The sequence below is a fragment of the Rhodospirillales bacterium genome (genome assembly GCA_023898785.1).
Classification (GTDB): Bacteria; Pseudomonadota; Alphaproteobacteria; order Micavibrionales; family Micavibrionaceae; genus TMED27.
Window position 1 is genome coordinate 1909278 of sequence record CP060239.1, and the last position, 22870, is coordinate 1932147.

The 22870-nt window shown below is 49.1% G+C and carries 19 protein-coding genes and 1 other RNA gene; 5 read left to right on the forward strand and 15 right to left on the reverse strand.

Features of this window, described 5'->3' with window-relative positions; genetic code table 11:
- Positions 1–6 precede the first annotated feature (6 nt).
- The 3 genes from H6859_09510 to H6859_09520 all read left to right on the forward strand — a co-directional run bounded on the left by H6859_09510 (position 7) and on the right by H6859_09520 (position 3018).
- Positions 7–543: an RNA methyltransferase gene (locus H6859_09510; GenBank protein USO06751.1), complete on the forward strand. Its 537-nt coding sequence runs from the start codon at positions 7–9 to the stop codon at positions 541–543.
- Between the two features lie 124 nt (positions 544–667).
- Positions 668–1174 carry a hypothetical protein gene (locus H6859_09515; protein USO05368.1) on the forward strand — a complete coding sequence of 169 codons (507 nt, stop codon included), beginning with the start codon at positions 668–670 and terminating at the stop codon, positions 1172–1174.
- A gap of 311 nt (positions 1175–1485) precedes the next feature.
- Complete coding sequence (locus H6859_09520) at positions 1486–3018, forward strand: peptidoglycan DD-metalloendopeptidase family protein (GenBank protein ID USO05369.1); 1533 nt, start codon at positions 1486–1488, stop codon at positions 3016–3018.
- Positions 3019–3028: 10 nt separating this feature from the next.
- On the opposite strand, the gene H6859_09525 is transcribed toward H6859_09520, so the two are convergent.
- The 10 genes from H6859_09525 to H6859_09570 form a co-directional block, all read right to left on the reverse strand.
- Complete coding sequence (locus H6859_09525; GenBank protein ID USO05370.1) at positions 3029–3811, reverse strand: SURF1 family protein; 783 nt, start codon at positions 3809–3811, stop codon at positions 3029–3031.
- Between the two features lie 6 nt (positions 3812–3817).
- Positions 3818–4177: a DUF983 domain-containing protein gene (locus tag H6859_09530; GenBank protein USO05371.1), complete on the reverse strand. Its 360-nt coding sequence runs from the start codon at positions 4175–4177 to the stop codon at positions 3818–3820.
- 17 nt (positions 4178–4194) lie between these two features.
- Positions 4195–5100, reverse strand: coding sequence for a cytochrome c oxidase subunit 3 (locus H6859_09535; protein USO05372.1), 906 nt, complete (start codon positions 5098–5100; stop codon positions 4195–4197).
- A gap of 37 nt (positions 5101–5137) precedes the next feature.
- Positions 5138–5740, reverse strand: coding sequence for a cytochrome c oxidase assembly protein (locus H6859_09540; protein ID USO05373.1), 603 nt, complete (start codon positions 5738–5740; stop codon positions 5138–5140).
- A 28-nt stretch (positions 5741–5768) separates the two neighbouring features.
- Complete coding sequence (locus H6859_09545; GenBank protein USO05374.1) at positions 5769–6173, reverse strand: hypothetical protein; 405 nt, start codon at positions 6171–6173, stop codon at positions 5769–5771.
- Positions 6174–6404: 231 nt separating this feature from the next.
- Positions 6405–7310, reverse strand: a complete 906-nt coding sequence (locus tag H6859_09550) for a protoheme IX farnesyltransferase (protein USO05375.1) — start codon at positions 7308–7310, stop codon at positions 6405–6407.
- A gap of 46 nt (positions 7311–7356) precedes the next feature.
- A complete protein-coding gene (locus H6859_09555) occupies positions 7357–7983 on the reverse strand; it encodes a hypothetical protein (GenBank protein ID USO05376.1) in 627 nt (208 codons plus the stop codon).
- 129 nt (positions 7984–8112) lie between these two features.
- Positions 8113–9699, reverse strand: coding sequence for a cytochrome c oxidase subunit I (gene ctaD, locus H6859_09560; GenBank protein ID USO05377.1), 1587 nt, complete (start codon positions 9697–9699; stop codon positions 8113–8115).
- Positions 9700–9742: 43 nt separating this feature from the next.
- On the reverse strand, positions 9743–10582 hold the full coding sequence (coxB, locus tag H6859_09565) for a cytochrome c oxidase subunit II (GenBank protein ID USO05378.1): 840 nt from the start codon (positions 10580–10582) through the stop codon (positions 9743–9745).
- Between the two features lie 152 nt (positions 10583–10734).
- Positions 10735–11445 (reverse strand): 16S rRNA (uracil(1498)-N(3))-methyltransferase, encoded by a 711-nt coding sequence (locus H6859_09570; GenBank protein ID USO05379.1) that lies wholly within the window; start codon positions 11443–11445, stop codon positions 10735–10737.
- Positions 11446–11538: 93 nt separating this feature from the next.
- Here H6859_09570 and H6859_09575 point away from each other — a divergent pair, with 93 nt between their 5' ends.
- A complete protein-coding gene (locus tag H6859_09575) occupies positions 11539–12444 on the forward strand; it encodes a 4-hydroxybenzoate octaprenyltransferase (GenBank protein USO05380.1) in 906 nt (301 codons plus the stop codon).
- Here H6859_09575 and H6859_09580 read toward each other — a convergent pair.
- The 5 genes from H6859_09580 to H6859_09600 all read right to left on the reverse strand — a co-directional run bounded on the left by H6859_09580 (position 12441) and on the right by H6859_09600 (position 22639).
- Positions 12441–17240: an NAD-glutamate dehydrogenase gene (locus tag H6859_09580; GenBank protein USO05381.1), complete on the reverse strand. Its 4800-nt coding sequence runs from the start codon at positions 17238–17240 to the stop codon at positions 12441–12443. The two genes, H6859_09575 and H6859_09580, sit on opposite strands and share 4 nt — an antisense overlap.
- Positions 17241–17430: 190 nt before the next feature.
- Positions 17431–18990, reverse strand: coding sequence for a chemotaxis protein (locus H6859_09585; protein USO05382.1), 1560 nt, complete (start codon positions 18988–18990; stop codon positions 17431–17433).
- A gap of 114 nt (positions 18991–19104) precedes the next feature.
- Positions 19105–19677 (reverse strand): TlpA family protein disulfide reductase, encoded by a 573-nt coding sequence (locus tag H6859_09590; GenBank protein USO05383.1) that lies wholly within the window; start codon positions 19675–19677, stop codon positions 19105–19107.
- The gene (gene ccsA, locus H6859_09595) at positions 19674–21539 is read right to left on the reverse strand and encodes a cytochrome c biogenesis protein CcsA (GenBank protein USO05384.1); all 1866 of its coding nucleotides are present in this window, start codon (positions 21537–21539) and stop codon (positions 19674–19676) included. Before ccsA ends, H6859_09590 begins: the two co-directional genes overlap by 4 nt.
- A complete protein-coding gene (locus H6859_09600) occupies positions 21536–22639 on the reverse strand; it encodes a cytochrome c biogenesis protein ResB (protein USO05385.1) in 1104 nt (367 codons plus the stop codon). The genes ccsA and H6859_09600 overlap by 4 nt, the downstream gene beginning before the upstream one ends.
- Before the next feature lie 97 nt (positions 22640–22736).
- Here H6859_09600 and ffs point away from each other — a divergent pair.
- Positions 22737–22835: signal recognition particle sRNA small type (gene ffs / locus H6859_09605), an RNA gene on the forward strand.
- Positions 22836–22870 lie beyond the last annotated feature (35 nt).

Consider the following 22870-nt stretch of genomic DNA (forward strand, 5'->3'; position numbering starts at 1 on the left):
CGGGATATGCGTGGATATTTCGGGATTGGCGTTGAAGGCATTAGCAAAGAGCAAAATGTCGGCACGATTGCCCGGTCTGCACATTCCTTTGGCGCGAATTTCTTTTTCACGATTGATCCGCAGGTTGATGTCGAATTGATGCGGGTTTCCGATACGTCGGATGCGTTCGATCATGTGCCGTATTACGAGTATGCCAGCCCGGCGGAACTGGCGTTGCCTGATAAATGCGCGTTGGTGGGGGTGGAATTGCTGGACGGGGCGATTGAGCTTCCCAGCTTTCGCCATCCTGCTCGAGCGGCTTATGTGTTGGGGCCGGAGATGGGGAGTTTATCTCCTGCACTGGTGGAGCGGTGTGATCATATCATCCAGATTCCGATGAGATTTTGTGTAAATGTAGGGGTGGCCGGGGCTTTGGTGATGTATGACCGTTTGCTTTCGATGGGCCGGTTTGCGGATCGCCCGGTGCGCGCAGGCGGGCCAACCGAGGTTTTACCGGAAAGGTCAACGGGACATCGCCGGAAGGTGCGTACACCTAAGATTTAGGTGCGTTTTTCTTGATTTTCAGAACGTGATTGGAAATTTTTGAAATGCGCTGTATGATGTGGCGGTATTTTTTGATAGAAAAATGGCTGATATATATTCAATGACTAACGGACATAGAAGCACCATGAAAACTCTTGCCCTGACAATTTTTGCGTTTTGTATTTTTCTTACGCCTTTGCAGGCTTTTGCCGGGCAGCCCCGCTTGATGGCGACGCATGGCGATTGGGAAGTGTATGTGTTTTTTGAGGATGGTAATAAGGTTTGTTATATCGCCAGTCAGCCGAAGTTGAAGCAAGGGGATTATACCAAGCGTGGTGAGCCGTTTGCGTTGATTACGCATCGCCCTGTGGAAAATACCCGCGATGTGTTTAGCTATATTACCGGTTATACGTATAAAGCCGGAAGCGAGGCAACTGTCACAATTGACGGCAGTGATTTTATGTTGTTTACGCAAGATGAAACAGCCTGGGCGCCGGATGCAGACACGGATAAAAAGCTTTCGCAGGCCCTTCGTGATGGTAGTAAGATGGTGGTTAAAGGAACTTCGGCGCGCGGTACGCTGACGACGGATACGTTTAGTTTGAAAGGATCAAGCAAAGCGTATGAGCGTATGAATAGTGAGTGTCAATAGATGATGTTATCTAAAGTCTTGTAGATGGCATGTGAATGCGCTTTTGTGGCTCTTACACAGCCGTAGGCTTGAATTCCTTAATATTTTTGTCATATAATGGTAGTGGTAATGGTGTTGGTGCTCTGTAGGTTTATTTTGAATCCGCAGTATTTCGGCTTTTGGTGTGCTAGTTCTTCCTTGACTCTTTTTATCCAGAAGTCTTTTGTACCTCTCAAGCACCAATTTATTGGTTTAGAAGATTGAGTATGTTACGCAGAACAGTAAGAAACAGATTTTGGTTCGCCGCCCATCGTCGCAGGGATGTATTGACGTTGGCGGGCCTTCGAAATGTCTTGGAGTGGTTCTGGATGCAGTTTTGCGCATCGCTTAAGTCTAAATTTGCGCTTTATCGTCTTATGCCGTTACGTCAACGTTATTTCGTAACGCGGGATAATCGTTTGCGTATGCGTTACGTTACGAGTTGCATGGCTGTTGCTTTGGTCGGGCTGTTCAGTGTTCTGGGTGTACCGGGTTCATCGATGGCGTTGCGTATAGCTGAGGATTATAAGATCGCTTATGAGCTGGGGCCAGCTCTTGCAGTACATAAATCAGAACTTGTTCAAAGTGTTGATCCGGCCCACGCGCAGTTGCAGGCCGGTATATCGAGCGCTATTCGTCAGGCCTCTTTGGCGATTCAAAAGCCGGAGCAGCCGCGTTATAAAGAGCTGGTGGTGAAGTCTGGAGATACTGTAGCCGGATTGTTACAAGAGGCCGGTTTGAGCGGGTCTGAATCGCACCGCGCGGTGAAAGCGCTGGAAAAATATTATGATGTACGTAAGGTCAAATCCGGTCAAAGGATTGATGTGCATTTTAAATCAGGCGATGATAACGCTCTTCAATTTTCCAAGCTTTCTATGAGGCTTGATCCCGTTAAAGAGGTTAGTGTTTTGAGCACTGATGATGGGGAGTTTAAGGCTGATCTGAATGAAAAAGAGCTGTTTCCAAAGTTATATGCGCGTAAAACGCGGATTGAAACATCGCTTTACGGTTCGGCGGCGCGAGCGAATATTCCTTCGGCTGTGATTGCAGAGATGATTCGGATTTATTCCTGGAATATTGATTTTCAACGCGATATTCGTTCAGGTGATAAAATTGAAGTGCTATATGAGGCCTTTGAAACGGAGGATGGAGAGTTTGCGCGCTATGGCAATGTGTTGTTTGCCAGTCTCAATGTCGGCAATCGCGATTATCCGATTTATCGGTTTGAGATGGATGACGGTCGAGTCGATTATTTTGAACCCGATGGTATCAGTATTCGTAAAACTCTTATGAAAACGCCGGTTGACGGGGCACGAATTTCCTCTGGTTTTGGGATGCGTAAGCACCCTGTTATGGGCTATTCCAAAATGCATAAGGGGATGGATTTTGCGGCGCCGACAGGGACGCCGATTTATGCCGCTGGGGATGGTGTTGTGGAGCGCGCAGGACGTAATGGTTCCTTTGGAAATTATGTTCGCATTCGTCATAATTCGAAACTGAAGACGGCGTATGCGCATTTGCATCGAATTAAGTCGAGTGTGAGTAAAGGGTCTCGTGTGCGTCAGGGGCAGATTATTGGTTATGTCGGGACTACCGGGCGTTCTACGGGGCCGCATTTGCATTATGAAGTCTTGCTTAATGGTGAGCAGGTTAATCCACGCAGTGTGAATTTACCGACCGGTGAGCAGCTTGCGGGACAGCAGCTCAAGCGCTTTAAGTTGCAGCAGGGCCAGACTCATCAGCAATATGTTTCTTTGGGGCAGGGGCTTAAATTTGCCCAGAACCGTGTGAATACGCAAGATAAGCCTAAGACCAGCCTCCAATAAAATCATTATTCTATGAAGGATTTTTCCTGCGTTTGATAAAGCGTAAGGCATAAATTATTGTAAGCGCTGCGGCCATTGTGAACCAAAACAAAGCATATTGCAGATGATTGTTGTTTGGATAGAGCTTTTTGTTATTTGGAAGCTTTCCACCAAAGTTTTCGGATGATCTTTCTGCACGAAGAATAAAGGGTTCGACGTTCGTAAGGTCTTTTGTTTTTGCGATTTGTTTGATATCCAGCCGATACCATAAATCTTTCTCGGGCACGTTTTTGGGTGTGAATTTGTTCCATTTCGGAACGATGGTTATTCCTTCAAACCAAATTGTTTGATCATAAAAGCTGTCTATTAATAATTCATGCAGTTGCGCATCTGTCCATCCTAAATTGATCAATAATGTTTTTTGACTGGAGTTAATGCTCATAGGAATAATTAAGTTATGGCCAATTTTTTTGTCTAACGTACGTGGTCCAACAAGAAATGCTTTTTCGTTAAGCAGTTTGCCAGTCACTCTTCCATATTTAAATTCTTGTGGCTGCACGATGGTTGTACTGATTGTCGGTGCCCCCCTCGTACCTCCACTTATGGTTTTTTTTATGTTCACTTCATCGAAATCTAGTGGAGTGTTGAATTGCGTCTTATAAGCCGTCTCAAGATTGGTGATTAGATCGTTTTTCCATGCCAAGCGCTGGAGTTGCCAAGTGCCGAGGGTGCATAGAATACAAACTCCTATGAGGGTTAGAAAAGTGGCCCAGAAGGGCGGCTTGAGAGGGTTTTGTTGTGTTTTTTTTGTCATGTAATTCTATACCCAATCTTCGGGGCGGTGTTTGTGTTGCAAGGCGATGATATAGGCTTTAAGCGGGCGCAGGGCTCCAACGGTTAGGACAATCGCCAATGCACCCCATATAAGGGCGTGGAGCCAGAGTGGCCAACCATAAAGCGCATCGACGATCAGAGCGACGGGGACGAGTAAAAAGCCTAAAATGAAAATCAGGAAGACGGCAGGGCCATCGGCACTGTCATTGCGGCTAATGTCCAGTCCGCATTCTTCGCATTTATCCCGCAGGGTCATTGTAAAGCCGGGCTGGTAGAGGTTGCCTGTTTTACATTTGGGGCATTTGCAGGCCCAGCCGGTTTTGATGAGTTCGTGATCAATCGGCATGTGGCTTGTTAAATTGCCTAGTGGGCCATAGCTGCGGATTCAACAGCCGGATGCAGACTTGTGTGGTCCATACCGATTTCACTGCCCCACCAGTAGATAGCGACGAACAGGAAGAGCCAGACAACATCGACAAAGTGCCAGTACCAGGCAGCGGCTTCAAAGCCGAAATGGCGATCGGGAGTGAAGTGGCCTTTTTGGGCTCTGGCCCAGCATACGGCAAGGAAAACAGTGCCGACAAAGACGTGGAAGCCGTGAAAACCAGTGGCCATGAAGAATGTTGAAGGGAAGATGCCTTCGGTGAAGCCGAAATGAGCATGGGCGTATTCATAAATCTGGAAGCACAGGAAGGCAAGGCCTAAGAATACTGTTATGCCGAGGGCTTTGACGGCGTTTTTATTATCGCCTTCCAGGACGGCATGGTGTGCCCATGTAACTGTGCAACCTGAGAGGAGCAGAATCATGGTCATCAGGAAAGGCAGATCAAAGGCGGCAATGGTATGGATATTTTTAGGGGGCCAGACAAAGCCTATGGCCTCGCTTGGGAAAAGGGATGAGCTAAAAAATGCCCAGAAGAAGGCGACAAAGAACATCACTTCGGAGGCAATAAACAGTGCCATTCCAAAACGTAGGCCGATTTCTGCGATTTTAGTGTGGGCTTTTTCGACAACCGATTCATAGATCACGTCCTTCCACCAGAAGAACATACAGATCATTATGGATACGACGCCGAGCAGAGGCCCCCACGGGAAAGGCAGGTCTGTGCCGCCGGCTTGCAGGGCTTCGCGGTAACCGGGGAAGTACATGAGCATCATCATGGCAAAGAAGCCACCAGCAAAAGCGCTGATCAGCGGCCAGATGTTCGGGCGCACGAGGTGGTATGGGTGCGGCTTTCCGGTCGTCGTGTATTCGATGTTTCCTGCCATGTTCGTTATCTTTCTGTCTCTATAAAGAAATCTTAGGTTATTGATTGTAAAAGTCTTCGAGCGCTTGTTCAAGCTCTTCGGACTCGCTGGTGAAAAAAGTATACGATAATGTGATGGTTTGTACGTCATCCATGTTGGGGTCGTCATTCATTTTCGGATCGATATAGAACATGACCGGCATTGAGACATTTTCGCCGGGCTGTAAGATTTGTTCGTCAAAGCAAAAGCATTGAACCTTATGAAAATATTTTCCGGCCTTGAGCGGGGTTACGTTGTAAATGGCCGATCCGGCAAGGGGTGTATTGGCTTTATTTTTTGCATGAAAGGCGATGAGGCCTTTTTGCCCGAGTTTTACCTCTATGGAGCGCTTTTCGGGGGAAAAGTCCCATGGCAGGTTTGGGGATGTATCAGTGTTAAAATTAATGGTAAGTGATCGATCAATGATTTGCTCTGGCCAAGCGTCGGATGTTTGCGTGGTGCCGCCGAATCCGGTGACGCGGCAAAACATGTCATAGAGTGGTACTGAGGCGTAGGCCAGTGCGGCCATGCCCAACACGACACCGAGAATGGTCAGGCCGAGGCGCGCATTTTTTTGGGCCATGGCGGTGTGCGGATCTGGTTGAGAGGGTGGGGCGTTCATCTGGATGTTTTAAGCAAACACGAATTTTTTATTCGTTAATGATTGGATTTTCGTCCGTCTCGGCGCTTTCATCCATTTCTTCGCTTTCGTCTATCTCAAGTAATTCTTCGTCTTCTTCCTCGGTTTCAACAGACGTACGGGTTTCGTTTAAGGCGGCAAGCCCTTCTTCGTAGCGTTTGAGGGATTCTCGGCGTGGCGTGGCAAAATTTTCGGCGCGTACATGCATTTGCTGTTTCAGTTTGATCTCTTCCTCGCGGTAATCAAGGCGGCGTTGATGAATATCGCGCATGTCGGCGGCGTCTGGAGAAACGGTGGCGTCTGGCGATACGCCTGCTTTTTCCGGGGTGCCGCCAGGCAGTAGTTCACCGGCGAAGGATATGGTTGGCATAGCGATCAGTGCAATCAGGGATAGTCCAAAGAGTATTTTGTGCATGGGTTTTAACCTTCCGAGGCGAATAGAAACTGCTTACTTTTCTAGCATACCTGATCTGTGGCTGTGGATCAAAGCCCAGATTAGATCTTGATCTTAGCCTCCGGCGATGCGGATCATGGTTATAACCCAGATCAGGGCGCAAAAGCCCATGATCATCCCAAGAACGGCTAGGTTTTTCTTGAGCTTCTTTTTGTGAACTTCTGTTTGGTGTAGAGGTTTCATGGGGGCATTTTATCCCATCATGATGGCAAGAAACAGGGCGAAAAGGTAAAAAACCGAATAGCTAAACATGATTTTGGCATGCTTAAGGTTGTCGCTGGCCAGAACCCGGATTGAAGAGAGGATGAAGAGGGTGCCGAGCGTGGCGGCGATGAGGCCGTATTGGAGGCTGGCCAGTCCTAAAAAGGCCGGGGATATGGTGAGCGGGACCAGTGCCAGCGTATAGAGCAGCATCTGGATTTTGGTTTTGCGGGCTCCGGCGGTAACGCTCATCATCGGGATATTCGCGCGTCGGTAATCTTCATTGGCGAAGAGTGAGAGCGCCCAGAAATGGGGCGGGGTCCACATGAATATGATGAGGAACATGATGAGTGGATAAAGCGTGATGTCTCCGGTGACGGCGGCCCAGCCTATCATTGGCGGGAAGGCTCCGGCAGCCCCGCCGATGACGATATTTTGTGGGGTAAGGCGTTTGAGCCAGATTGTATAGACAAACACGTAAAACAGGTTCGCGAAGGCGAGCAGCGCGGCGGCGGTCCAGTTCAGGGCCAGTCCCATGACCATGATTGAGAGCACAGAGAGAATCACGCCGAAGGATAGTGCTTCATCCGGGTGTATGCGCCCCATTGGCAGGGGGCGGTTTTTGGTGCGATGCATGATGGCGTCTATATCGCGGTCATACCACATGTTAATGGCTCCGGCAGCGCCGGCATTGACGGCGAGGCAGAGCATGGCAACGGCGAGCAGGAAGGGGTGAGTTTGTGCCATGCCCTCTACAGTTTTATGGGCAACCCACATTCCGACAAAGCCTGTGAAGATGACCAGGCTCATCACTTTGGGTTTAAGCAGGGAAAAATAGTCCGAAACGGTTGCTTCGGAGATGATTGTCGTCATTTCGGCGCTGGCGGTGTTGTTCATGCTTTTTGTATAGCGCTAAAGCAGTTTCTCGGCAAGCCGGGGTTTCTTAGAAGAAACGTGGTGCGGGTATGAGGGATGGTTCTGCGGGTACAAAGAGGTATTCTTGTTGTGCTTGTAATAATTCTACTTCATCGGCCTGACGGGCGATGTTTTGAGCTTCCATCATTTTTGCAAGGGTGATGCCGTCGGCGAGGCCGGATAAATCTTCGTCAACACCCCATGCTGCCAAGCTGTCCATTTGTTTATGTAGATCGCTCAGATCCAACATCGGAAGCTCGTATGAGAGTATCTCTTCGAGAATGAGGGCGAGGGCATCGAGGCCGCGGTCTTCGAACTCGTCGCGGAAATATTCGAGTGTTTCACGTGTGTATTCTGGATCGCGGCCATCGAGGTGTTTAAAAAGTAAATCGAGGGCTTCGCCGTGGACTCCGTTTGCAATTTTTTCGAAAATGCGTTGTTGGAGTGTTTTATCGTAGGGGTTGAAAAACAGGGCGTCTGTTTCACCATATTGGTCGGTATTTACCGCGTATAAGGCTTTGTTATTTGGTACTTTGATTTCTGAATGGTTTATGGCAGCGGAAAACGGCCCAGAAAGCTTGTCATAGTTTCCCAGTGCTTGCGGTTTTCTCCCTTCGCTTTCCGGGAGATAGAATTTTGCCGCCGAGATATTCATAAGACTTTATTAGCACTTTATGGTCAAAAAAGCAAATTTAATACCATATTACGGCTACAGACCCCGGCTTCTGCCGGAATGACCGAGAGTGCTCAAGGTTCGCAGCGATGCTGCTCACCAATGATTTCATCATTTTACCGCTGGCTGAATCTCAAATTGGTGGAATGGTGGGGGTGAAGATACGGTCCATTCCAGTGTCATTGATTGCGGCTGTGCGTTCCAGTAGTTGTCGCCGACCTTGCGGCCTTTGAGCAGCGTGTAGAAGACGACAAAGATAAAGAACACAGTCGCAATACCGGTTAGATATGCGCCGTAGGATGAGATCTCGTTCCAGCCAGCGTAAGCGTCAGGATAGTCTATATAGCGCCGGGGCATACCCGCCAGCCCTAGGAAATGTTGCGGGAAGAAGACCGTATTGACGCCGATAAAGGTTAGCCAGAAATGGACCTGCCCCATCCATTCGGGGTATTGGCGGCCGGACATTTTGCCGATCCAGTAATAGAAGCCTGCGAACAGGGCGAAGACGGCGCCGAGCGACAGGACGTAATGGAAGTGGGCAACAACATAGTAAGTATCGTGCAGAGCCACATCCATACCGCCATTGGCCAGGACGACTCCGGTGACGCCGCCAACGGTGAAGAGGAAGATAAAGCCGATGGCCCAGAGCATTGGGGTTTTAAACTCAATCGAGCCGCCCCACATAGTTGCGATCCAGGAGAAAATCTTAACGCCTGTCGGCACGGCAATGATCAAGGTGGCAGCAGTGAAGTAGGCGCGAACGTCAACATCCATGCCGACTGTGTACATATGGTGGGCCCAGACGATAAATCCTACAAAGCCAATAGCGACCATGGCATAGGCCATCCCGAGATAACCGAAGATCGGCTTTTTAGAAAAGGTTGAAACAATGTGGCTGATGATGCCGAAAGCCGGCAGGATCATGATGTAAACTTCAGGGTGGCCGAAGAACCAGAAGAGGTGCTGGTAGAGAAGAGGGTCGCCACCGCCTTCGGGATTAAAGAAGGAGGTGCCGAAATTGCGGTCGGTCAGCAGCATGGTAATCGCACCGCCAAGCACAGGTACGGCGAGGACCAGCAAAAAGGCGGTCACCAGCATACCCCAGCAAAAGAGTGGCATTTTATGTAGCGTCATGCCCGGCGCGCGCATGTTGAAGATGGTGGTGATGAAGTTGGCTGCGCCGAGAATGGAGCTGGCGCCGGCGAGGTGAAGCGAGAAAATTGCCATATCAACAGCGAGATTCGGGTGGCCCAGAAGGCTCGAAAGCGGCGGGTAGACGGTCCAGCCCGTTCCTGCTCCACCGCCGATCACTGCAGAAGAAAGCAGAAGGAGGAATGCCGGAATGATAAGCCAGAAGGAAATATTGTTCAGGCGTGGGAAGGCCATATCCGGCGCACCGATCATCAGCGGGACAAACCAGTTGCCGAAACCGCCTATCAGGCCCGGCATAACGACAAAGAAGACCATGATGAGGCCGTGGGCGGTAATGAAAACATTCCACATATGGCCATCGGGGTTTCCGGCGCTATCGACCATGAACTGGACGCCGGGGTCCTGAAGTTCCATACGCATGATCATGGAAAACAGGCCGCCAACAATTCCGGCAAAGATTGAGAAAATGATGTAGAGCGTTCCAATGTCCTTGTGGTTCGTAGACATGAACCAGCGCGCAAAAAATCCCGGTTTATGATCAGCCATTGTTATCGTCTTCCTTGGTTTATTTGTTCTTTATCTGTTGTTTTTATTTCTGAAATCCGGCCATGCGGATTAGCGAATCGTCGCTTGCATCAAGGGATGCAAATTCTTTTTTGGCGGTTATCAGCCAGTTTTTAAATTCGTCCTTGCTGACAGCATGGATTTCAATAGGCATATAAGAATGGTCTTTGCCGCAAAGCTCTGAACATTGGCCATAGTATGTTCCTTCTTTTTCGATGCGGACCCAAGTTTCGTTGAGGCGGCCCGGTATACCATCGAGTTTGATGCCTAAAGCTGGCACAGCCCAAGAGTGAATTACGTCACCGGCTGTGATCAAAATCTGGATATTGGTGTCGATGGGCAGGACCACGACATTATCGGTGGAGAGCAAGCGTTTCTGGTCTTTGCTTTCGTCTATGTCTTTGTCGGCGATCATGTAGGATGAAAAGTTCAAGCCGTCATGATCAGGATATTCGTACGTCCAATACCATTGATATCCTGTAACTTTCAGAGTCATGTCCGGGTTTTCAACGCGGTCGTTGTAATACAGGACCTTGAAAGATGGAATAGCTATGATGATGAGGATCACGATGGGAATCACAGTCCACAGGACTTCAATTAAGACATTGTGAGAGAATTGTGCGGGCTGGGGATTGGCTTTTGCATTATAGCGGATAATGACCCAGACCAGCAGCAACAGGACAAAAATTGCGATGGAGAAAATGATATAGAGCAGCATGTCGTGGAATTCAAAAATTCGCAGCGCCGAAGGTGATGCGGGTTCTTGCAGGCCAATCTGCCAAGGCATTGGTTGTCCGGCAAAAGCGGGGGCACCTGGAAATGAGACAAATACGGCCAAGGCAAAGGTCAGGAATCTTTTGATCATTGTCTTAAAATCTGCTGCTTTAAGTTGTAAAACGGGTTTCCAAAAGCCCGCATGTTTTTCAAAAACACCCAAGCTAATGGATGAGCGTATAGGCTATAACAAGTCAGGTCAATATGCTGAATTGATCCCAATTAAACATATAGATAATGCTTTCACGGATTCGCATGGGACAGGCAAAAAAGAGCGGCCGTTTCGGCGCGCAGAATATTTTTTCCCAAAGAGATTGGCCTTACGATTTCCTGTGTTTGCAGAAAGTCGCTTTCTTGTTCGCTGAAACCACCTTCGGGGCCGATAAGGAAAGCCTCAGGGCTTATTATTTCCTTGATATGGGGCGTATTTTTTAAACGCTCGGCCGCCCAATATACAGGTATTTGTTGGTTCCATTTTTGCAGTGCACCGGGCAGTGTTTCAACTTTATGAAGGGTTGGCAGGCTCATACGTTCGCATTGCTCGGCGGCTTCGATGATTTGGGCGTGAAGGCGCTCTTCGTTGATTTTGCGTGTTTGCGTGTGGGCGGTGATGACAGGTGTGAGGTCTGTTACACCCAGTTCAACGGCTTTTTCGATCAGGAAATCCATGCGGTGTTTTTTGATGGGAGCGAAGAGCAGATGTAACGGTTGAGGTTGTACGGGTTGCCTGGCCAGTTGGTTTGTGAGCGTTAGCACAGCGGATTTTTTCTCCAGCGCAGAGATTGTGGCGAGCCATTCCCCATCCCGGCCGTTAAAAACACGTACAGGTGTGCCTTTTTCAAAGCGCAAGACCGACTTCAGGTAATGGGCTTGCGGCGTTTCAAGTATCACATCTTTACCAGCATTTAGCGGCTGATCAATGTAGAGACGCGGGGTTTTGTGTGTGTCTTTCATAATCTTTGTAATAAATCATAAGCTTGCAGTTCTTCATATATATTTTATTACTTTAGGATTGTTCGTGCGGCGGTGTGCAGGCATCATGTGGTCATGTTTACCGATATTCGATTATGGAACTGGATTGAGAAATTGCCTGAACGTTTCAGGCCGTATGTCTATCTGGCGCGGCTGGACCGTCCGATCGGGATTTGGCTTTTATTGCTGCCGGCCTTGTGGGGAATAACGTTGGCCGCTTCGCATTTGAGCGGTTTTAGCTTTAAAGTTTTGTGGTTGATTTTCCTTTTTGCTCTGGGCGCTTCCGTGATGCGCGCAGCCGGATGTGTGGTTAATGATATTTGGGATCGGAAGCTGGATGCACAGGTCGATCGTACGCGCGTACGTCCCTTGGCCAGTGGCGAAGTGAGTGTGCAGCAAGCTCTTATTTTTCTGTTCGGGTTATTGATGGCCGGTTTTTGTATTCTTATTTTGATGAATGGCATAACCATTTTGCTGGGTTTACTGGCTGTTCCTCTGATCGTTATTTATCCGCTGATGAAGCGAGTGACGTTCTGGCCGCAGGCGGTTCTCGGGTTGACGTTTAATTTCGGTGCGCTTATGGGCTGGGCGGCGGTGATGGATGGTTTAAGCGCGCAGGCGCTTTTATTGTATGTGGCGGCGTGTTTGTGGACGCTCGGCTATGATACGATTTATGCGCACCAGGATAAGGAGGATGATGCTCTCATCGGGGTGAAATCGACTGCGCTAAAATTTGGTGAGAACAGCAAGAAATGGGTGAGCGGGTTTTATGCGGTGATGCTGGTGTTTCTGGGATGGGGGTTTGCGCTGTCTTCGCTGAATGCGTTTGCACTTCCGGGGTTGGCGCTGATTGGTATGCATTTGTTCTGGCAGATCGGGCGCTGGGATATGGATGATCCTGCGTGCTCTTTGGCCGTGTTTAAGTCCAACCGCGATTTAGGGTTGTTGGTCCTTGCCGTTATTTTTGCCGGCGGATTTTAACAACCTGCCAGATTGCGCAGGCGCTGCTCTGCGATGATCAGCATCGGCAATTCAATCGTTCCGGCGCGGCGCAAGTCTGCGAAGAGCGGTGTGAGTTGCATGACTTTATGTGCGTGGTCATCCATCCATGTTTCTGCGGGTGTTTTGCCTTTGTTTGTTTTGTCCTTGGTGTCGATTAAGATACGTACAGTCAAGGCGGCTTGCGCGCCAAAGAGCTGGTCGACGAGGCCACGGACGGCTTCGGCTTGCCAATGATCGTCGGAAGGGAGGTAACGTGCTTGCTGGCGTAGCCAGTCCATGTGAAATTCTTCGCCGACTTCGAAATAAGTTCGGGCTGTTTTCAATAGATCGGTTTTTTGTTCGAGAGCAATGCGAATGATGTCACATGCCGAGGATAGTACAGGCATGAGGGCAATTTGTTCGGCCAGGGCTTTGGGTAGACCGTCGCGCTGTCCTGCGGCAATGCGCATGTTGACGCTGGCTTTAAGATCATTGGTCAGGAGTTTACTGAGATTGCTGCTGAGATTTTTTATGCCTTCGCCAAAATCTTTAATCTCACGACCTATATCCAAATCATGCCCTAATCGGGTAAGGAACCAACTGATGGAGTGTTCTGAGAGAAGCGCCATTTCCCGCATGGCTTTGAGCTGGACTTCTGCCGGTACTTTATTATCGAGGGCTTCGACCTGATCCCAGAGCGCGCGCAGATTATATGCATCGCGTACGATGATATAGGCTTTGGCGATTTCGGCAGCGCTGGAGCCGGTTTTGTTCATTTTTTCTTTGAGGAAGGTTGGGCCCATACGGTTGACGAGCGAGTTGGCCATGGAGGTGGCGACAATCTCACGGGCCAGACGGTGGCGCTTGATTTCCTTGATGTATTTTTTTCGCAGATCGCCAGGGAAGTAATTGATAATCCAGTCTTCCATATCCACACTTTCAGGAATGTCGGAGGCCATCAGGTCCTGTGTGAAGGATATTTTGGCGTAGGATACGAGTACTGCGAGTTCGGGGCGGGTCAGGCCTTTGCCGGCGCGTAGGCGCTGTTCGATTTTTTCTTCTTCGGGCAGACCTTCAAGGGCGCGGTTAAGGCCCTTTTCGCGTTCCAGGTCTTTCATGAATTCATCCTGAATTTGAAGATTTTCACGTGCTTGCAGTTCCGCCAAACTGATTGCTTGTGCTTGCTGGTAGTTATTGCGCAAGACCAGTCCGGCGACTTCATCGGTCATTTTTTCCAGCAGTTTATTACGGGCCTTTATGTCCATGTTGTGTGTTTTTCCGCCCATAACATCGGTCATCAGGATTTTGATGTTCACTTCGAGGTCAGAGGAGTTTACACCGCCGGAATTGTCTATAAAGTCGGTGTTCATTTTGCCGCCGTTTTCGCAAAACTCGATACGGCCCAGTTGTGTAACGCCGAGGTTGGCGCCTTCGCCAATGACTTTAGCGCGTAAATCAGGCGCATTAATGCGCAGGGCATCACTTGCTTTATCGCCCACGTCGGCGTGGCTTTCTTTACTTGATTTGATATAGGTGCCGATGCCTCCGAACCAGAGCAGGTCGGTGCGGGCTTTAAGCATGGCGCGCATTAATTCACCCGGGGTAACTTTTTCTTTTGAAATATCGAAACGTTTTTGAATTTCAGGTGTGAGCGTGAGCGTTTTTTCTGAACGTTCGAAGATACGGCCGCCGGCGGAGAGTTTTTTGGTGTCGTAATCACCCCATCCTTTTACGCCATCAAACAAACGTTTACGTTCGTCCCAGCTTGTAGCCGGATCAGGGTTGGGGTCGCAGAAAATGTGCAGGTGGTTAAACGCGCCGATCAGGCGGATATGTTTGGATAGCAGCATGCCGTTACCAAAGACATCGCCCCCCATGTCACCGACGCCGACAACATCGAAATCCTGGGTTTGGGTGTCGTGATTAAGTTGGCGGAAATGCAGTTTAACCGATTCCCAGGCACCACGGGCGGTAATGCCCATTTTCTTGTGGTCGTATCCGGCAGAGCCGCCGGAGGCGAAAGCGTCGTCGAGCCAAAAGCCGTATTCGCGGGCGATGCCGTTTGCGATGTCGGAAAAGCTGGCGGTGCCTTTATCGGCGGCGACGACCAGATATGGATCATCATCGTCACGGCGCAGGACATCTTTCGGCGGAATTATAAGGTTGCCTTTGCGGTTGTCGGTAAGGTCGAGCAGGCCACGAATGAAGGTTTTGTAGCACTCTATGCCTTCTTTCATGAATTCTTCGCGGCTGTGGGTTGGTTGTTTGACAACGAAGCCGCCCTTGGAACCCATTGGCACAATGACGGCGTTTTTAACCATTTGCGCTTTCATGAGTCCCAAGACTTCGGTGCGGAAATCTTCATGACGGTCTGACCAACGCAGGCCACCGCGGGCGATTTTATCACCGCGCAGATGAATCCCTTCAACGCGAGGCGAATAAACAAAAATTTCACGATAGGGACGTGGGGCTGGCATTTCCGGTACTTTGGCGCTCTCAATCTTAAGAGAGAGATAGGATTTTGCGCGGCCATTATCGAGGCGCTGGTAATAGTTTGTGCGCAAGGTTGCCTCGATGAGTTTGCTGATTGTACGCAAAATGCGGTCGTGGTCCAGAGATTCAACTTTCTCAAGGGCGTTTTCTATGTTTGCCATGCATTCCCTGGCTTTTTTGGCGGATGTTTTTTGATGCTTTGGATCGTGCAGGCTTTTGAATAAAGTAACCAGCATGCGGCTGATATTGGCATGGACGGTTAATGCTTTTTCTGTGTAAGGGCGGCTGAGCGGATAGCGGATTTGTTTCATGTAACGTATATATGTACGCAGGATGGTGATTTCGTGCCAGTTCATGTTAGCGGCAAGAATCAAACGGTTTAGGCCGTCATTTTCCATCTCGCTACTCCAGATTTTTGAAAATCCGCGTTCAAAATTCTGTTTTACAGATGCTACGTCTACGATCTCATCCATCTCGGGCGTTTCGAGCAGGAAGTCATGAATCCAGATGGATTGTTTTTCCTTATATGGGCGCACTTCGAAAGGAAGTTCGGAAATTGCGCGCAGACCCAGATTTTCGAGAATGGGCATGACGTCAGATAGTGTTAAGGGACGTTGCGGGTTGTATACTTTTAATCGTAGTTGTTTAGGATCTATGTCGTCAGGACGATAGAGGTCCAGTTGCAGATTTTTTGTGTCCAGGACTTGTTCGATTTTATCGATGTCGAAGAGTGCCTGTTTTGGGCGGTAACGTGATGTGTAAGCAACGGGAAAAGCCTCGCCATATTTTTGGCACGTAGCTGTGATGTTATTTTCATTGGCGTATACTTCGCTCAGAGCCTGTGCAAGAAGCTCTTGCCAGGTTTGACCAGCTTCCTGGAGCATTTTTTCGATGCGTTTGACATCCAGCATGGGGTCATCAGTTTGTCGGATGTTAATGATGAACATGACGCGTGCGAAAACGGAATCATCGAGTGATGTATAAAATGTGTCGCATGTTCCGTTGAGCTGTTTTTCTAAAATAGAACACATGGTTTTGCGTAAGGATGTGGCGAAGCGGTCGCGGGGAATATAGACCAGGCAAGAAACGTAGCGGCGGAACGGATCTTTGCGCATAAACAGTGCGATGCGCTGGCGTTCTTGAAGCTTCAGGATGCTGGTGGTGGTCTTTAACAGTTCTTTTGTACTGATCTGAAAGAGTTCGTCGCGGGGATATTTTTCCAAAATGTGCCGCAAAGCTTTGCGGTCGTGTGAACCTATAGAATAGCCGGCCATTTCCATGACTTCTTCGACTTTTTCACGGATATATGGTACGTCGCCGACACTGCGGGAATAGGTTACGGAGGTAAACAGGCCGATAAAGAGTTTTTCTCCGGTAATCGTGCCGTCTTCGTCATAAGTTTTGATGGCAATGGCGTCCATCGGAACCCGGCGGTGAACAGTGGACAGGCGGTTTGTTTTTGATATAGAGAGCGGTGGCAGGTTACGCCGTTTTTCCTGCAGGTTTCGCGGCAGGCCTTCATCGTGATCGTTGATATAGGCCGGTCGAACTTCTTTGTGTAGCAGCCCTAGACCGGAACTGGGCACGGTGCGGCTTGTCACTTCGCCGTTTTTTTCAACGAATTTATATTCCCGGTAGCCCAGCAGGGTAAAGTTGTTGTTATGCAGGTAGTCTAAAAAGGCGCAATATTGCTGGACTTCTTTTAATGGGCGGCGCGTTTTTGCGTTTTCCAGAGCTTGCCGCGCGTCTTTGAGCTTTTCGAGCATCTCGCGCCAGTCTTTGTTGGCGATGTGCACGTCTTGGACAGCCTCATACAGCCCGATTTCTAACGCTTTTACAGCACTTTCCGGTAGTGTGTCCTTAATTTGGATATGGATGTGGGATTGCCGGATAAAGCCTTCTTTTTCTGTCGGAGAGGTTTTTAACAATTTGCCGTCTTCGCTATATTTGGCATAGATGATTGGATGAAGAAGCAGGTCAATCAGGAATGAGTTTTTGTTGACTTCGGCGACGACCGAGTCAACGAGGAATGCTTTGTCATCGCTGACAACGTCGATAATGGTTTTGCGCGGTCCGAGGTGTGAATCTGTAACGGTGTATATTTTGAGTTGCGGGTCTCCATTTTCTCTTTTTTCGGCCAATTTTTCGTGTATTTCTACGATCTTGGCCAGTAATGTATGGTTGAAATGATCCTGATCTTCTTGCGTCATGCTTTGCGCGAGTTTTTCGAGAAGCTCTGTTTTGTTTGCGGAAGGTTTCCCGGGAAGAGCTTTCAGAGCTTCTTTGATCAGAGATTTAGACATGGGCGTTGCTTTGTCGTTTATGTTGCCGTTTAACATTTACGGAAGTACGTATGATACACTAGGGTCACGAAAACAAGAATCATTATTTGTTTTTTTATCGGGTGCTGTGTGGATGTACTGATCGGGACTTGCCAAGAAAAACGCCCCTGGAAGGGGGCGTTGAGGTTATTATACAGGTTTGAGTTTTCATTTATTTTTTGCTTTTCTGGCCGGCGTTCATAAAATCGTTGACCTGTTTGTTCATTTCATTTGAACGTTCGGAGAGTTGGGTTGCCAGTTCGAGAAGCTGCGTTGAGGCAGATCCTGTTTCAGAGGCGGCTTGTTGAACGCCGGATATGTTCGAAGTTACTTCCGCTGTGGCGCGTGAGGCTTCTTGCACATTGCGAGAAATTTCCGATGTGGTAGCCGTTTGCTCTTCGATCGCGGCGGCAATCGAGCTTGTTGCATCGCTGATGGCTGAAATTGTCGTGCGAATCGAACCGATTGCAGTTACGGCATCGGACGTGGTTGATTGCATCTTATCGATTTGCGTTCGAATTTCTTCCGTTGCCTTGGCTGTTTGGGCAGCGAGTGATTTCACTTCCGAGGCGACAACGGCAAAGCCTTTTCCTGCCTCACCAGCGCGTGCGGCTTCAATGGTTGCGTTTAGGGCCAGAAGATTTGTCTGTTCAGCAATGTCGTTGATGAGATTGACGACTTCACCAATCTGGTTGGAGGCTTCGTGCAGGGCTTCAACTGTGCTGTTGGTTTCCTCGGCTTTTTTTACGGCTTCGCCGGCTGTTTCGTTGGATTTTGCAATCTGCGCTGAAATTTCCTTGATTGAGGCGGTCATTTCTTCGGTTGCGGCTGCTACAGTTTGAACGTTTGTTGAAGCTTCTTCGGAAGCGGCTGCTACGGATGTGGCTTGCGCCGATGATTCTTCAGCGGCGGCAGAGAGGGCTTGGGCCGTTGTTTGCACATCGTTTGACGAGGCTGAAACACTTTCTGATACCTCCAGAACTGATTTGGAGAGGTTTTCTTGCGCCGTTATCACCGCCCAGCTTACCATCGGGCCAATATAATGACCGGAATCATCCAGAATAGCGGCTACATTTAGATCTAGAACGTCATCGCCCACACGGATTTTGGCTTTGTGAGGCAAATTATTGGGATCGCCCAAGAGTTGGCGCTGCATTTGCGGGTTTTTGTGGAATACGTCAATACAGGCCCCCATCATGTTATCCGCTTTTACTGGCAGGGCATACTCGATAGAGCGCAATGTTTCAATACTGGTCTTGTTCAGGAAGGTTAGTTTCAGGGATTGCGGATCGCACATCATGATATTGATCGGCATATTGTCGATCATGATCTTCAGACGTTCACGCTCTGTGCAGACGCTCCAGCTTAAAAGCAGTTTTTTTATTTTGTTGCCTGACATGATGGCATCGACATGGAGGTCCAGCATTTCCGGCCCCAAACGGATGATTGCTTGGTGCGGTAAATTTGATGGATTGGCCAGCATTTTGCGCTGACGCTGCGGCGTTTTGTGGAAAATATCGATGCATTGACCGACGATGTTGTCACCGGAAATACCTGCAGGTAGCAGATGTTGAAGGGAGTTTAACGTTTCTATGCTTCGTTTATTCGCGTAGTCGATGACGAACGTGTTTGGGTTGCATGTCATGACATTGACTGGCAACATATTGAGGATAGTTACGGCTTCCGGCTTCGAACTCATGAACGGTACAAGATTGGTGGCAGCATTTTGCATAGATATTTTCCCCATTAAGTATGCTTAAAATCGATACGCGCAGAGCCGTATGGTAGCACGTTTATTGAGAAGTGTATAAAAATAATGTGAGAATACGGTGATATGGTTCACAATTTATTGTTGTAAGGTTTGGGCGGCCTTTATTTTTGATATTAGCTCTTCATAAGTCCAGTTTGCGCCGATGATTTTTGTGCGCATGATCTGGTTTTTATCAATCAGGATTGTTTCCGGAAGGCGAAAAGTCTGGAAAAGGCTTTGGGTAATGTTTTCGGAATCCAGAGCGAAAAAAATATTTTTTTGAGAGATGTCGAATTTTTGTTTTTTCAGGAAACGTATCATTTTTTCTTTTTCCAGATCTGAGGATAGGCCGATGAAAATCAGGTCTTTAGGGTTTTCGTTTGCAGCTTTTAGAAAAAGGGGGAGTTCCTTTATGCAAGGCGTGCACCATGAAGCCCAGAAGTTCAAAATGATAACTTTACCCTGGAAGTCTTTTATTGAGAGGGTTTTGCCGTCTGTGCCGGTGAAGGAAAAATTGGGCACGGATTGGTTGTTTTCGGTTTGTTTCAAAACCGATTCGGGGGCGGTTTTGATATCGGGCGCTTGACGGTCAAGGTAAAGCGTAGCTAGGTAGGCGGCGCACCCGATGAAGACAAGAACGGCGAAATTGATCAGAGGGGTTATTTTCATGCTGCGCATTCCTGTTTTTTTGCTGCGATATATAGAAATGTGATGAGTGCAATTTCAGCGATGCAAAAGGCTATTAAGCTGCCTGCGAGTCCGCTGGTGAACCCGTAGGAATGCAATCCAACGTTGAGTAAATTGACGCCAAACCATGAGATGGCGATGATGATGTTCAGCGCGGCGCTCATGGCCATGAAGCCTGTGGAAGAGAGATGCTTGCTGATGCGGCCATGCTGTACCCAGACAAGCCACAGAACGATGAGCAGTGCGCCGTTTTCTTTTGGGTCCCAACCCCAGAAACGGCCCCAGGACTGGTCGGCCCAAATGCCTCCCAGAGCGGTGCCTATGGCCGTGAGCAGCAGAGCGGCGATGGAGGTGCGGTGGACATTTTGCCGTAGTTTTTTCGATAGTTCTTTGTTGTGTTTGAAGCCGCTGATATACAGCCCGGAATGGGCGAGCATGGCGGCGAGAATGCAGACTCCATAGCCGGCGGTAATGCACAGCACATGAACGGTTAACCAGAAGTTGGTGTTGAGTACTGCGGCAAGAACTTCGAGACTGTCACCATCCGGTTTAAAGACGGGTGCGCAGATCAGGAGCGCGGCGGCGGTTCCTGTTCCGGTTATTAACGGGATGAATGAGGTGCGGGCGCGTTGCAATAAAATACCAAGCGCTGCGCAAATCAGGGTTACAAATAAAATGGATTCGTAGAGTGTGCCGACAGGCGGGCGCTGCAGAATATATATTCGTGCTGTGAGGGTAACTATATGGAGTACGATGCCTGTGAGAGCAAGAAGGGTTGGCGCTAATCTCAGAAGGCGCGCGGTTGGTTGTTTGAACAGTAAAAATGTTGCAGCAAAAATGCTGAGTCCGTAAAGCGTTATTATCAGCGTGTAAGGGTGAACAGTGCGGTAGAGTTGTTCGATTTTCAGGCGTTTGATGTTCAGGCTTTGCGGGCTTTGGAGCAGGGTTTCTTCAAGGATGTCTTCGCTTATTGTTTTCCAGCGCCGGGCATCATTTTGGCGGTAGGCGCCCGCTAAATCCGTCCATTGGGAGAGTAAAAATGCGGCCCCAGGCCCACCCTGACCTTGCAGCATGATTGTCCATGGCGTGGCCCATTGGTCTTTGCTGTCTTCCCATTGCACCGGGATGATGCGTAGTAGCTCATTATCCTGAGCGCCTGCACGCAGAGTTTGCAGGTGGAAAGAGGCTTTGGCGATTGTCAATTCCCGGGGTGTGTATTTCGATGGATCGCGGCCTTTTCGTGTAATGATTCCGGTGAGGTCTTGTTCCAGTTGTTTTTCGACTTTTAGCAGTTCGGTAAAATTCAGTGCTCCATCGATTTGGTCTTGATAGGCGGGGGGGAGTGATAAATCAAGCGGGAGCAGTGCCGTGAAGCTGCGCAAAAGCGCGGTAAAAAGCGCTGTATTTTCATACAGGCGCAGCAGCGTTTTTTCTTGCCCGGTCAAGGCGGTTTCTTCTTTTGAAAAAAGCGGCAGTGCTTCATCACGCATGGCTTTGAGAGCGGGCTGGATCTGCGCATAGCTGTAGAGATTCTGGGTTTTATCCAGTTTTAATTTGGTGATCAGGGTTTCATCGGACACGGTAAAGACGGGCAACTCGGCGGCGCTTTGCGGGTCAAAAAGTGTAAGGGTGAGCCACTGACTTGCATCCATATTTTGCAGTTTTTCCTGTCCTGAAAATTGGCGCAGCATGATGTCGGCGAAGCTGGATAACGGTTTTTCTCTGCCTTCGTGCAGGATTGGCAATGTTTTGAAATACTGCATTTCAAAATGCGCCTCAGCCCCTGCATTTTGGGGGAGTAATAATGCGGTGATGATCGAGGCAAGGATCAAAAAAATTCTCATGCTTTGCTCCTTGTGTTTTTTCGGATCAGTATAAGCCCCATATGCAGGATCAGGCCAAGGCCTAAGACTATGCTGCCGATATAGGGGAACAGGCGGCCTTTATTTTCAACGACGGCGAGGATGGTGGCTTCGAAATCGGGGCCTTGTTCAAATGATGATTGGAAAAATGTGTAGCCGCGATAGCGCAGCGGTTTGTTCATTTCAATGCGTGCAGGCCATTCGAGGGAGCCGTCTTTGATGATGATGTCGGAGTGATAACTGCGCGCCATAGCGGTGCCGCCATATTCATTTTTGACGAAATCAGTAAGGGCAATAGTGAAGGGCAGGATGCTTTGGCGTTTACCGAACATGAGGCGATAGATGGCTTCGCCTTTTGTAATTTCAATTGGTTTGGGCATGGCATCGAAGGCGACGTAGATGCCGTCCTGATCCGTTCCTGTTACTTCGAACTGCAGGCCGGAGAGATCGCTTTCCGGGTCTTTTTCATTTGGTTTAGGGTCGAAGACCATAAAACGCGCCATACCCTGCCAGGGCTGCTCCGGATCGTAACCCGGTTGTTCCTGGCGTTTTTGGATGTCGCAGTTTTGACATGAATTTTGTATGCGTATCTGGAATGGCAGGGCTGACAGGTCCCAGTTTTCAATGTTTTCAAAGGGTAGACGGGCGATCTGGCGGTCATTTTCGAAAATATTCAAAGCGCGGCGGTGATACTCATAGATAAAGGGGCTTTCCTGACCTTCGGGGATCAGCATGTAATATTCACGGGCAGTCATGGCGGTGAGCAGGCCACCGAGCAGCAGAATGATGGCGCCCAGATGTGAGAGGATGATGCCGGATTTTTCCCATTGCCAGCGGCTTTTAAGCAGGAATTTGAGTGTCAGGTTTATGCTGAGAATGCCGAGCAATGTATAAGCGCCGGGCAGTGGGACAGGGCCGGCCCAAATGATGAAGCTGGAAAAGAACATTTCCATCGCGGGCCAGAGACCCATCCAGCGCTGGGCCAGCGTTCCGGAGACCAGCAGCGCCATGAGCGGCGGCAGCAGCCAGAACACCATATCGGCATCGGCGAGGCGGGTGAGGAGTGAGACCAGATTTTTCATGGATGCTGTTAAAGCATAAAGTGATGCGAAGTGAAATATGCTGGCCGAAGAAAATTCATCACCCCTTGCGTTTTGGATGCAGGTTTTCTATATAGATGCCGGAAGGCGGCGCGGGCGAGATATTGCCCAACCCGGTCAGGGGCGAGAGCCAGCAGCCGTAAGTGATTTTTTCGGGTCGTGTCCGTCTTCCACTTAATGTTTTTTCCTGTCTAAATGAAAAGCTGTTTGGTG